We start from the raw sequence: 13023 nt of genomic DNA on the forward strand, positions 1-13023 counted from the left end.
TGCTTTTTTCGTTCTTTTTATCAGTTTTCCACAAATCCACAGGCCCTATTACTAGTACTTCTACTTTTTATCAAAAATATTAATGAATTATAAGGAGTTTTTCAGAATGCAATTTACAATTACGCGTGATCGATTTGTTCAAGATGTCCAGCATGTAGCAAAAGCCGTTTCATCAAGAACGACCATTCCGATTTTGACGGGAATTAAAATTGTGGCGACAGAGGATGGAATCACGCTGACCGGCAGTGACTCGGATGTCTCGATCGAAACGTTTATTCCAAAAGAGGATGCCGATTCAGAAATCGTGACGATCCAACAGCCTGGCAGCATCGTGTTACAGGCCCGTTTTTTTGCGGAAATTGTAAAGAAATTACCTGGTGAGGATATTGAAGTGAGCGTCACCGATCAGTTTGCGACGACGATTCGTTCTGGTTCTTCCGTATTTAATTTAAACGGCCTTGATCCAGAGGAATATCCACGTCTGCCGCAGCTTGAGGAGGATCTTCTTTTTAAACTGCCGCAAGATATGCTGAAGAATATGATCAGGCAAACGGTGTTTGCGGTGTCCACTCAGGAAACACGTCCGGTGTTGACAGGTGTAAACTTGGAGACCGAGGAAGGAGAGTTAATCTGTACTGCAACAGACAGTCACCGATTGGCGATCAGAAAGGCGAAAATCGAAAAGAACGATAATTCCCTTTCATTTGAAAATGTTGTTATTCCTGGGAAGAGCTTGATTGAGCTTAGCAAAATTATTGATGATTCTAATGACTTAATTGATGTCGTTGTGACGGAGAATCAAGTTTTGTTCAAAATGGAGAATCTGCTCTTTTTCTCAAGATTGCTGGAGGGGAAATATCCGGTTACGAAAAGTATGATTCCGACTCAGTCGAAAACGTCGCTTCACTTAAAGACGAAGTCATTTCTGCACACATTGGAGCGGGCGCTGCTCTTATCAAGAGAAGGAAAAAACAATGTAATTAACTTAAAAACATTGGACGGTCAGGTTGAGGTGACTTCGATTTCACCGGAGGTCGGAAAGGTTACGGAGCATATCGACGCGCAAATTGACGGGGAAGAGATGAGGATTTCATTTAACGGAAAAAATGTCATTGATGCGTTGAAGGTTATTGACAGTGAGGACATTCATGTGATGTTCACCGGGGCGATGAGCCCGTTCGTCATCAAACCGATTGATCATGACAATTATTTGCATCTCTTTTCACCGGTAAGAACCTATTAAAGCAGCTAGGAACGAAGCCAGAGGCGTTTTTCTTAAAATTCCCGCGATGATTCGGGACGACTCTCACAATAAGACTTGGCTAGTCAGCTTTGGTTTAGTACAATATAAAGTAAGATAATCTAATGACGTGATTTTATGAAGACAGCAAATCATACGGTGAGTTGCTGTCTTCCCTTTGATACGCCAACGAGTTCATGCAGAAAAGAGTGATGAAATGAACCAAATCTCCATTTCGACGGAGTACATAACACTGGGACAATTTTTAAAAGAAGCAGGAATCATAGACACGGGCGGCATGGCAAAGTGGTATCTTGCTGAACATGTGGTATGGGTGAATGGAGAGGAAGAAAACCGGCGCGGAAAAAAGCTCAGCCCGGGCGATACAGTGACGCTCGCCGATGGAACAGAATTTGAAATTGCAGCGGAATAGGGGGACTCCCTTTGGATTTAAAGCAGCTTACGCTTCGGCAATTCCGCAATTATGATCAGGCAGCCTTATCATTTCAACAACCCGTAAATATTTTTCTTGGGGAAAATGCACAGGGGAAAACGAATGTGCTGGAAGCGATTTATGTTCTCGCTTTGGCCAAATCCCACCGGACGACGAAGGACAAGGAGCTTATCCGCTGGGGGGAGGAATTTGCACGGATAGAAGGGCATTTCGCAAGAAGGACGGGTCCTTTTGAATTGGAGTTGATCCTGTCGCTGAAAGGGAAAAAAGGCAAGGTCAACGGGCTTGAGCAGCGCAAATTAAGTGAGTATGTAGGGGCGGCGAATGTCGTCATGTTTGCGCCGGAGGACCTCGGGCTGGTCAAAGGAAGCCCGCAAGTCCGCAGAAGGTTTCTTGATATGGAAATTGGTCAGATTAGCCGGGTCTATTTGTATCATCTCGGCCTGTATCAGAAAGTCCTTGTGCAGCGCAATCATCTGTTGAAGGATCTTCAGGCGAGAAAAGGCTCAGGTGAGATGCTCGATATTCTGACCGATCAGCTTGTCGCACTGGCGGCAGAGGTGATCAGTCGCCGGCTCGCTTTTGTGAAACGGTTGCAGGAATGGGCCTTTCCGATTCATTACGATATCAGCCGGGGAAAAGAAAAGCTCGAAATCAGCTATGTTCCCCCGGGAGAGGTATCAGACGAGATGGATTTGTCGAACATAAAAGAAGAACTCTATCAAGTGTATAAACAAAAGCGGGATAAGGAGATTCAACGCGGTGTCACCCTTTTTGGGCCGCAACGGGATGATCTCAGCTTTCGGGTGAACGGGCATGATATTCAAACATATGGCTCGCAAGGTCAGCAGCGAACAACCGCGCTTGCTCTTAAATTAGCCGAAATTGAATTGATTTATGCCGAGGTTGGGGAGTACCCGCTCCTTTTGCTGGACGATGTCCTCTCTGAGCTTGATGATTATCGTCAGTCCCATTTGTTACGCTCGATTCAGGATAAAGTCCAGACGTTTGTGACAACGACAAGCGTGGAAGGAATTGATGAACAGACGCTAAAGCAGGCGGCTGTATTTGAAGTGACAGAAGGCACGGTGGAAAAAAGATGATTGGGGAGGCGGTGGACCGGTGTTTATTCATTTAGGCGGCGATGTGCTGATCCGTTCAAAAGATATTATTGCTATATTAAATCGCGATGTCCAAGAGCATTCCTCGATAACAAAAACCTATCTGAAAGAAGAAGAAGCCCGCAAGGCAAAAACGATCATTTCAGCTGATTATATTAAATCAATCGTTATTACAGACAACGACATCTATTATTCTCCGGTTTCTTCTTTGACGCTGAATCGGCGGGCGATGGGAAAAACGATGACAGACTATGCCTTCGAGAAAGAAGCTGAATGAGAGAGACCTGACGGCAAGTGATTTTTGCAATAGATTTGATAGATAAATGAGAATGAAGGTGAACAAGGTGACGAATGAACAACATCCTGAACAACAATCCTATGATGAAAGTCAGATTCAGGTTTTAGAAGGACTTGAAGCGGTACGGAAACGGCCGGGGATGTATATTGGTTCTACAAGCGCTCGCGGATTGCATCATTTGGTTTGGGAGATTGTAGATAATAGCATTGACGAGGCGATGGCCGGGTATTGTGATACGATTCACGTCACGATCGAAGAAGATAACAGCATTACGGTGGAAGATAATGGACGCGGGATCCCTGTTGGAATTCAGGAAAAAATGGGCCGTCCAGCTGTTGAAGTGATTATGACCGTCTTGCACGCCGGCGGAAAGTTTGGCGGCGGCGGTTATAAAGTATCGGGCGGTTTGCATGGAGTCGGAGCTTCTGTTGTAAATGCTCTTTCGACAGAGCTGGAAGTAAAGGTTCACCGTGAAGGCCAGATTCATTATCAAAAATATCAATTAGGGGTGCCGGCTGCCGATTTATCGGTGATCGGGGAAACCGACAAGACTGGGACGATCATTCATTTTAAGCCTGACCCGACGATTTTTACGGAAACGACGGAATATGATTTCGATACGCTCGCGACACGCCTGCGTGAGCTGGCTTTTCTTAATAAAGGATTAACGATCAAAATTACGGATAAGCGTGAAGAAGAAAAAGAAGCCACCTATCACTATGAAGGCGGGATTGCTTCCTTTGTCCAGCATCTTAACCGGTCGAAAGAAGTGTTACACGAAGAGCCGATTCATATTGAAAGTGAAAAGGATGGCTTAGCTGTTGAGGTTGCTGTTCAATATAACGACAGCTACAGCAGCAATATTTATTCCTTTGCGAACAACATCAGTACCCATGAAGGCGGGACGCATGAATCCGGCTTTAAAACAGGATTGACGCGGGTTATTAATGACTATGCCCGAAAAAATGGCCTCTTCAAAGAAAATGATCCGAATTTAACCGGGGAAGATGTAAGAGAAGGACTAACGGCGATTATCTCTGTGAAAATTCCCGATCCGCAGTTCGAGGGGCAGACGAAAACGAAATTAGGAAACAGTGAAGCCCGGACAATTACCGATTCGTTATTCTCCGAGCATTTTTCGCGGTTTTTGAATGAACACCCGCAGGTCGCGCGCAAGATTATTGAAAAAGGGCTGATGGCCTCCCGGGCCCGGGAAGCGGCTAAAAAAGCGCGTGAATTAACAAGAAGAAAAAGCGCCCTTGAAGTCAGCTCGTTGCCGGGGAAGCTTGCCGACTGTTCGTCGCGTGATGCCTCGATCAGTGAGGTTTATATCGTTGAGGGCGACTCGGCGGGCGGCTCGGCGAAGCAAGGGCGGGACCGTCATTTCCAAGCGATTCTTCCGCTTCGGGGAAAAATTTTGAACGTCGAGAAGGCGAGATTGGATAAGATTCTTGCCAACAATGAAATCCGGGCGATTATTACGGCGCTCGGTACGGGTATTTCCGATGATTTCGATATTGAAAAAGCGCGTTACCATAAAGTGATCATTATGACGGATGCCGACGTTGACGGAGCCCATATCCGCACCCTGATCCTGACATTCTTCTACCGCTATATGCGGCCGTTGATTGAAAAGGGCTATATTTATATTGCCCAGCCTCCGCTTTTCAAACTGACCGTGGGCCGGGATGTCAGCTATTTATACAGTGAGAAAGAGCTGGAGGAAGCTTTAAAGAAAGTCGAGGACCGCAGCAAAGTCGGCATTCAGCGCTATAAAGGTCTTGGTGAGATGAACCCGACTCAGCTTTGGGAGACGACGATGGATCCCGAGCATCGGACGGTGCTTCAAGTCACGTTAGAGGATGCGATGAAGGCGGATGAAATTTTTGAGATTTTGATGGGAGATCGAGTAGAGCCGCGCCGTGATTTCATTCAGGAAAATGCGCAGTATGTCAAGAATCTCGATGTCTAGGCGTGAAGATGGAGGTTAATACAAATGGCTGAGCAAGATCAATCGAAAGTAAAACCGATAAATATAAGTCAGGAAATGAAAGAGTCCTTTATGGACTACGCGATGAGCGTTATCGTCAGTCGCGCCCTTCCTGATGTCCGAGACGGACTGAAGCCGGTACACCGCCGGATTTTGTTTGCGATGAATGAATTAGGAATGACGCCTGATAAAGCTTATAAAAAGTCAGCACGTATTGTCGGTGAGGTCATTGGGAAGTATCACCCGCACGGTGATTCCGCTGTGTATGAGACGATGGTTAGAATGGCGCAGGATTTCAGCTTCCGTTACATGCTGATTGATGGTCACGGTAATTTCGGTTCAGTCGATGGCGATGCAGCGGCAGCGATGCGGTACACTGAAGCGAAGATGTCGAAGATTTCGATGGAATTAGTGCGCGATATTAACAAAGATACGATTGATTATACAGATAACTATGATGGATCGGAAAGAGAACCGGTCGTACTTCCGGCGCGCTTTCCGAACCTGCTCGTGAACGGAGCGTCAGGAATTGCCGTTGGGATGGCGACAAATATTCCTCCGCATCAATTAGGTGAAGTGGTTGATGGGGTGCTCGCTTTGTCGCATAACCCTGAGATTACGGTCGAAGAGTTGATGGAGTATATTCCAGGGCCTGATTTTCCGACCGGTGCTGAAATTTTAGGCCGTTCCGGAATCCGCCGCGCCTACCAAACGGGGAGAGGCTCAATCACGCTGCGGGCGAAAACAGCAATCGAGGAGCAGAATGGCAAAAGCCGGATTCTTGTTCACGAATTGCCTTATCAAGTAAACAAGGCAAAGCTGATCGAGAAAATCGCCGAACTGGTGCGCGATAAGAAGATTGATGGAATCACAGATCTTCGTGATGAGTCCGACCGGAATGGAATGCGAATCGTGATTGAACTGCGGCGCGATGCCAATGCCAATGTGCTGCTCAACAATCTGTATAAGCAAACGGCTTTGCAGTCAAGCTTCGGGATTAATTTGCTGGCGCTTGTCAAAGGGCATCCGCAAGTGCTCAACTTAAAGCAATGTCTCGAGTATTACCTCGAGCATCAGATTGAAGTTATCCGTCGGCGCACGGCATTCGAGCTGCGCAAGGCGGAAGCGCGCGCCCATATTTTAGAGGGGTTAAGAATCGCGTTAGATCATCTTGATGAAGTGATCAGCCTGATTCGTTCCTCGCAAACGACGGAAATTGCCCGCAACGGCTTAATGGAGCGTTTCTCGTTGAGCTATGAGCAGGCGCAGGCGATTCTCGATATGCGGCTTCAGCGCTTAACAGGCTTGGAACGGGATAAAATCGAAAACGAGTATAAAGAGCTGATGGAAAGAATCGCTGAATTAAAAGCGATTTTGGCTGATGAGGAGAAGGTTCTTGAAATCATCAGAGAAGAGCTGACAGCGATTAAAGAGAAGTTTAATGACGAGCGCCGTACGGTCATCTCGATGAGCGAGGATCATTTAGAGGATGAAGATCTGATCCCACGGCAAAATATTGTCGTGACGATTACCCATCACGGCTATATTAAACGGATGCCGATTTCCACTTACCGCAGTCAAAAGCGGGGCGGAAAAGGAATTCAAGGGATGGGGACAAATGATAATGATTTTGTTCAGCATCTTTTCACGACGAATTCCCATCATACGATTCTCTTTTTTACAAACAAAGGGAAGGTGTATCGCCTGAAAGGGTACGAGGTTCCTGATTTAGGCCGGACGGCGAAAGGGATTCCGATTATCAACCTTTTACAAATTGAGCCGGGTGAATACATCAGTACGGTTATTCCGATTGAAGAGTTTAGAGATGACGCCTATTTGTTCTTCCTGACAAATCAAGGGGTCGCCAAGCGGACAGAACTGTCTTCGTTTGCCAATATCCGTCGCGGTGGATTGTTCGCCATCAGCCTGCGCGATGAGGACGAGCTTCATGGTGTCCGTCTGACTGACGGCAACCAGGAAATCATTATCGGCACAAGGCAGGGGATGTCGATTCGCTTTCATGAGCAGGATGTCCGTCTAATGGGACGAACGGCAGCCGGAGTGCGCGGGATTACGCTCGGTGATGATGACTGTGTCGTCGGAATGGATATGGTCGTTGAAGGACATGATGTGTTAATCGTCACGAAAAAAGGGTACGGAAAGCGGACGCCAATTGAGGAATATCGGATTCAAAACCGTGGCGGTAAAGGAATTAAAACATGTAACATCACCGAAAAAAATGGCCCGCTCGTTTCTTTGAAGGTCGTTTCGGCAGATCATGACATTATGATTATTACCGCCAGCGGCGTGATTATCCGGACGCAAGTAGAAGGAATTTCTACGACCGGACGGAATACGCAAGGTGTGATGTTAATTCGTGTCGATGAAGGCGAAGAAGTGGCGACTGTCGCCCGGGTTGATATCGAAGACGAGGAAGATGTGGAAGAGGCAGAAGCGGATCAACCAGAGGAAAATGAAGAAGTAGCAAAAGTAGAAGAAGGAATTGAAGAAGACGGTAACGAATAATATTTTCATTTTTCGGGCTATACGGACAGGCTGTTTTATGCCATGACGTATAGCTCTTTTTTCGATGTGCCGATATAATAGAAAGAAGATAAGGTTCAAAGAAGAGGAGATGAGCGGGGATGGAAGTGAAAGTAGCACAGCTTCAACCAGGGTGCGTGATGTCAAAAGATGTGCCGGGCTTAACAGAAGTTCCATTAGTGAAGAGGAACACGGTTTTGAATGAAGAGCATCTGGAATTTTTAAAAGCCTTTTTGGTGGAAACCGTTGAGGTAAGACCGCGGCTCGCCGATGGCAAGACGTTTGTTCCGGGCGCAGTGAAAGAAGAGCCGGCGGTTGAAGAAGAACAGACAGCGTCAAAGGAAACGGATGTAGGAGAAGACTATCTCTCAGCCGTCAAAATGTACAAAAAGCTTTTCGAATCATGGAAAGAAGGAAAAGCGGTAGATATGTCTGCGGTCAGATCACTCTTTGAATCGCTATTTGAAAAAATCCACCATTCACCTGATTATTTGCTTCATCTCCACCATTTGAATAATAAAGCGGATTATCTTTATCATCACTCCGTTTATGTTGGAATCCTATCAGCTTTCCTGGGGAAAAAATTACGACTGACTGAGGAACGCTCGATCCAGGTCGGTTTGTGTGGGGCGTTGTCCGATGCAGGAATGGCAAAGCTCCCTTCAGCGATTTTAAGGAAAACAGGTTCTTTGACCGAGGAAGAATATGAAAAAGTGAAAAAGCATCCTATTTACAGCTATAAAATGCTGAAAGGTGTCCCTGGTGTTACCGATTCGATATTAGTTGGGGTGCTGCAGCATCATGAACGGTATGATAGCAGCGGTTACCCATTAGGGGTGTCTGCGGAAAAAATTCATTTGTTCAGTCAAATTGTGGCTGTCGCCGATATGTATCATGCGATGATCTCAGAGCGTCATTACCGGCCAAAACGTTCCCCTTTTCAAGTGTTGGAAGAAATCGAGAAGGAGCGGTTTGGAAAGCTTGAAACAAAAGTTGTTGAAATGCTCGTTCAAAGCTTAGTTCAAAGTACGATTGGCAGTCGGGTCCGCTTGTCATCCGGTCAAGAGGCGGAAGTCATCTTTTTTGATCAGCAGGCGCCAACGAGACCAATGGTCAAGCTTAGTGACAATACCATTATTCAGCTCGTGCAGGAACCAAAGCTTCATATTGAAGAGATTGTAAAGAAATAATCCCGTACGTCCTTCGTTCACACTACTTATTGTAGAGAGGGGCACCCCGCGCGCCTCTCTATAAAAATGTAGCGAGCCCAACAGTTTTTTTAGGATGGTGAGAAGATTCAAATGAAAGATGCGCTTATTTCCACTAAACTCTTTATTCCGTCCTGTCCACCTAATGCAGTCTCTCGTCTCCACTTAATAGAACGCTTAAACAAAGGACTGCACCGCAAACTGACCTTGATCTCTGCTTCAGCCGGCTGCGGAAAAACAACGCTAGCAAGCGAATGGCTTTCCCAATGTGGGCGTCCTGCTGCCTGGCTTTCATTAGATAAAGAAGACTGTGATCCAAAACGCTTTATCACTTACCTGATCGCCGCTTTGCAAACGATCAAAGAAAAGACAGGTGATCAGCTGATGAAGCTGCTTCAAACTCCCCAATCCCCTTCAACTGAATTCCTTTTGACCTCTTTGCTTCATGACATCGGGAAAATGGAGAGTCCTTTCCTTCTCGTGCTCGATGATTACCATCTTGTAGCTGCCGGTTCCGTTAATCAGATTCTCCTCTTTTTGCTTACCCATCTCCCGTCCAATATGCACGTTGTCCTTCTCACTCGGGAAGATCCACCATTCCCTCTCGCACGGTTAAGGGCGCGTGATCACGTAACCGAACTGCGTGGATCTGATTTGCGCTTCACCAAAAACGAGTCCTTTCAGTTTTTTGCCGATGCGATGGATATCGATCTTTCACTAGAAGAGTCAGCCTTGCTTGAATCACGTACGGAGGGCTGGATTGCCGGAATGCAATTGGCGGCGATTTCCTTGCGCGATGCGGAGAACAAGACTGATTTTATCAACTCGTTTACCGGCACACATTCCTTTATTTTTGATTATTTGGTAGAGGAGGTGTGGCAACAGCTGCCAGAGAGCATGCAGCACTTTCTGCTGCGAACCTCGATTCTTGAACGATTTTGTGCATCCCTTTGTGATGCCGTTCTCGATGCACGGACATTCTTTCCAAACGAGAAGTGCAGCGAGGAAATGTTGCAGCAGATGACGAGGCTCAATCTGTTTGTCATTCCGCTGGATGATGAAAAATGCTGGTATCGCTACCACCATCTTTTTGCCGATCTTTTACGAAAGAAATTTGCCGCTGCCAAAGGGGCAGAAGCAGAGCAGTCATGCCTGCACAAAAGAGCGAGTATCTGGTTTGAACAGCATGACCTGGAGCTGGAGGCTTTTCAGCATGCCGCCGCGGCGAATGATATCGAGCGGGCGAGCCGGCTGATGGACGGAGGAGGAATGCCGCTGCACTTTCGTGGAGCTGTGACGCCAGTCTTAAACTGGTTGGAGTCATTGCCTGCCGCCGTACTCGTTGAGCGGCCGGCATTAATGGTCGCACACGCTTCAGCATTATTGTTCATCAGCCAACTAACTGGAATCGAGAAAAAGCTGCAGGTGGCGGAAGCAGCTTTGCTAGACGCTGAGCAAAATGCTGCCAATCGAAACTTGCTTGGGCATATTGCCGTGATCAGAGCGACTGCAGCGGTCAGTCTGCATCAGGCTGAGACGATTGTTCACCAATCCGAACAGGCGCTGCGCTATTTGCGTCCGGACAACGTACCCGTTCGGACGGCCGCTTCCTGGACGCTTGGCTACGCGTATCAGCTTCAGGGGAAGCGTCTCGCTGCCAGCCGGGCGTATACAGAGGCGATATCCAGCAGCAAGAAGCTTGGGCATTCGATGATTACGCTTATGGCGACAATCGGACTGGGCAATGTTCAGGAAAGTGAAATGCTGCTTGAACCGGCGGCGCGAACGTATCAGAACGCCCTGGAGCTTGCCGGCCAACCGTCCCTCCCGGCAGCGTGTGAGGCGCATCTTGGCTTAGCGAGGATTTTCTATGAATGGAATGATGTCAACACTTCTATTCAGCATGGCAAAAGAGGGGCACAATTGGCGAGGCAAGTCGAAAACTCAGACAGAGCTGCAGCGTGTGAATTGTTTCTTATACAGCTTCAGCTGACAGGAGGAGATACAATAGGGGCCTCAGCCCGGTTGGCTGAGCTTGAGCAAATCGCCCGGCAGGAGCAGTACGACAAGCTGCAGCCGGCTATTGTGGCCTTGCGGGGGCGCATCCTGCTGCTGCACGGGGAGCTGCCTGCCGCTCTTCAATTAGCTGATTCAATCGATCACTCTCTCCTTCAAGCCCGTGTGTCGCTCGCGTCAGGAGATACGCATACGGCACTGAAGACCTTAACGGCATGGCGCAGGTACGTGGTGGAAAACGAATGGCAGGATGAACAGCTTAAAGCAGAGATCCTTCAATCGCTTATTTTCCACGCTCGCGGCGAACAGAAACAGGCGCTGCAAACGTTGAAGCATGCTTTGCGGATTGCCGAGCCACACGGCTTTGTCCGGCTTTTTCTTGATGAAGGGCTGCCAATCGTTAATTTGTTAGCGGAAGCAGCGGCTCAAGGTTTGCTGACACCTTATGGACAAAGATTGCTTTTGCTTGGTCGTGCAGAACAGCGTACGAGCGAAAATAGCGGTGCAAAAGCTGTGCCGTTACCCGACCCTCTGACTGCACGTGAAGTGGAAGTGCTGCAGCTGATCGCCAAAGGATTGTCCAATCGTCAAATTTGCGACAGGCTGTTTCTCGCGTTGAGCACGGTAAAAGGATATAATCGTAATATTTTTGATAAGCTGCACGTTCAAAGGCGAACAGAAGCGGTCGCCCGCGCCCGCGATTTAGGATTGATGTAAACCATACTTTAGTAGCTGCACAGCCTCGCGATAAAGCAGTATGTTAGGGAGAAAAGGGAGAGGTGTGATCTAGTGAGAGCAATCGTTTGTGAGAGTTATGGGCCGCCGGACGTTCTCCGGCTTGAAGAAGTGACAAAGCCTGCACCTAAAAGAGAGGAAATAGTCGTTAAAATATTGGCTACCGCCGTAAATTCAGCTGATTGGCGTATGCGAAAGGGAGAGCCGTTTCCTGTCAGGTTCTTCTTTGGGCTGACGAAACCGAGAAGGCCGGTCTTAGGCGGGGTATTCGCTGGAGTGGTGGAGGAGATCGGTCAAGATGTCAGCGGACTCAGAGCCGGAGATGCCGTTTTTGGCGTAACGGGAATGACATTCGGTGCTTATGCTGACTATATAAGCCTGCCTGAAAAAGCAGTCTTAACATTCAAACCGCCTGCTATTTCTTTTGAAGAAGCTGCGTCTGTTCCTTTCGGCGGATTAACCGCCCTGCATTTTTTAAAAAAGGCGAATATAGAAAGTGGACAGAATGTGCTCATTTATGGAGCTTCCGGAGCAGTCGGGACAGCTGCAGTCCAGCTCGCCAAACATTATGGTGCGCTCGTTACAGGGGTTTGCAGTACAGAGAATGTCGCGTTAGTCAGATCATTAGGCGCAGATCATGTTATCGACTACAAAAAAGAAGACTTCACCGCGAGTGATGAACAGTATGACATGATCTTTGATACGGTAGGGAAAGCATCTGTCCTCTCCAGCCAAAAACGGTTAAAGAAAAACGGACGATTGATTTTGGGGGCTAGCGGGCTTTCGCAAATGTGGCAAAGTGTCACTGCTTCAATAACGACTCGTACGAAAGTAATCTCCGGAGTTTCTGCTGAGAGAACAGATCATCTTATCACGTTAAAGGAGTTGTTGGAGACCGGCGCTTTCAGACCGGTTATTGATCGCTGTTATCCTTTAGAAAAAATAGTGGAGGCTCATCGTTATGTAGAAAAAGGCCATAAGAAAGGTAATGTCGTCATTACGATGGCGAAAGCAAGCGAAAACTCATGACGGGATAAATATATTTATGAAAAAAGTGTTGCATTGTTCTTTTAAAATATGTTATATTATTTCTTGTCGCCAATGACGGATGAACTCTTAATTAAAAAAAGTATTGACGAGCGAGTCGGTATTTGATATGATAATTAAGTCGCCATAAACGACAACGAGTTCTTTGAAAACTGAACAAAAGCCAAGCGAAAAAGGTGACGAATGTCACCACAAAAAAGTCAGCGGAGCCTGCACAGGATGCAGGGTGAAGCGACTGTCAATTTATTAACGTAAGAGCTTAATCAGCTCACCATTTTTATGGAGAGTTTGATCCTGGCTCAGGACGAACGCTGGCGGCGTGCCTAATACATGCAAGTCGAGCGGATGAACCTGATTGATTCCTTCGGGA

General features: G+C 47.2%; 9 protein-coding genes and 1 rRNA gene. All 10 read left to right on the plus strand.

Going from position 1 to position 13023, the window contains the following annotated elements:
• Nucleotides 1-106 precede the first annotated feature (106 nt).
• Nucleotides 107-1243 carry a DNA polymerase III subunit beta gene (dnaN, locus tag M3202_RS18185; protein WP_251224666.1) on the plus strand — a complete coding sequence of 379 codons (1137 nt, stop codon included), beginning with the start codon at nt 107-109 and terminating at the stop codon, nt 1241-1243.
• 214 nt (nt 1244-1457) lie between these two features.
• Nucleotides 1458-1673 carry a S4 domain-containing protein YaaA gene (gene yaaA, locus M3202_RS18190; RefSeq protein ID WP_251224667.1) on the plus strand — a complete coding sequence of 72 codons (216 nt, stop codon included), beginning with the start codon at nt 1458-1460 and terminating at the stop codon, nt 1671-1673.
• An 11-nt stretch (nt 1674-1684) separates the two neighbouring features.
• The gene (gene recF / locus M3202_RS18195; protein WP_251224668.1) at nt 1685-2797 is read left to right on the plus strand and encodes a DNA replication/repair protein RecF; all 1113 of its coding nucleotides are present in this window, start codon (nt 1685-1687) and stop codon (nt 2795-2797) included.
• Nucleotides 2798-2816: 19 nt separating this feature from the next.
• Complete coding sequence (gene remB / locus M3202_RS18200; protein ID WP_251224669.1) at nt 2817-3092, plus strand: extracellular matrix regulator RemB; 276 nt, start codon at nt 2817-2819, stop codon at nt 3090-3092.
• A gap of 52 nt (nt 3093-3144) precedes the next feature.
• On the plus strand, nt 3145-5085 hold the full coding sequence (gene gyrB / locus M3202_RS18205; RefSeq protein ID WP_251224670.1) for a DNA topoisomerase (ATP-hydrolyzing) subunit B: 1941 nt from the start codon (nt 3145-3147) through the stop codon (nt 5083-5085).
• 24 nt (nt 5086-5109) lie between these two features.
• Complete coding sequence (gene gyrA, locus M3202_RS18210; RefSeq protein ID WP_251224671.1) at nt 5110-7629, plus strand: DNA gyrase subunit A; 2520 nt, start codon at nt 5110-5112, stop codon at nt 7627-7629.
• 119 nt (nt 7630-7748) lie between these two features.
• Complete coding sequence (locus M3202_RS18215; RefSeq protein WP_251224672.1) at nt 7749-8837, plus strand: HD-GYP domain-containing protein; 1089 nt, start codon at nt 7749-7751, stop codon at nt 8835-8837.
• A 111-nt stretch (nt 8838-8948) separates the two neighbouring features.
• Nucleotides 8949-11588, plus strand: a complete 2640-nt coding sequence (locus tag M3202_RS18220) for a winged helix-turn-helix domain-containing protein (RefSeq protein ID WP_251224673.1) — start codon at nt 8949-8951, stop codon at nt 11586-11588.
• Between the two features lie 72 nt (nt 11589-11660).
• Complete coding sequence (locus tag M3202_RS18225; protein WP_251224674.1) at nt 11661-12635, plus strand: NAD(P)-dependent alcohol dehydrogenase; 975 nt, start codon at nt 11661-11663, stop codon at nt 12633-12635.
• Between the two features lie 294 nt (nt 12636-12929).
• Nucleotides 12930-13023 (plus strand): 16S ribosomal RNA (locus M3202_RS18230); the annotation flags it as partial.

The organism is Halalkalibacter oceani, from assembly GCF_023715605.1.
In the GTDB taxonomy this organism is placed as follows: Bacteria; Bacillota; Bacilli; order Bacillales; family Bacillaceae_D; genus Halalkalibacter; species Halalkalibacter oceani.

What these genes read in the sequence shown, in the direction of transcription:
- M3202_RS18215 (WP_251224672.1), top strand. Translation starts at nt 7,749, where the DNA reads ATGGAAGTGAAAGTAGCACAGCTTCAACCAGGGTGCGTGATGTCAAAA.
- gyrA (WP_251224671.1), top strand. Translation starts at nt 5,110, where the DNA reads ATGGCTGAGCAAGATCAATCGAAAGTAAAACCGATAAATATAAGTCAG.
- M3202_RS18220 (WP_251224673.1), top strand. Translation starts at nt 8,949, where the DNA reads ATGAAAGATGCGCTTATTTCCACTAAACTCTTTATTCCGTCCTGTCCA.
- yaaA (WP_251224667.1), top strand. Translation starts at nt 1,458, where the DNA reads ATGAACCAAATCTCCATTTCGACGGAGTACATAACACTGGGACAATTT.
- gyrB (WP_251224670.1), top strand. Translation starts at nt 3,145, where the DNA reads ATGAAGGTGAACAAGGTGACGAATGAACAACATCCTGAACAACAATCC.
- dnaN (WP_251224666.1), top strand. Translation starts at nt 107, where the DNA reads ATGCAATTTACAATTACGCGTGATCGATTTGTTCAAGATGTCCAGCAT.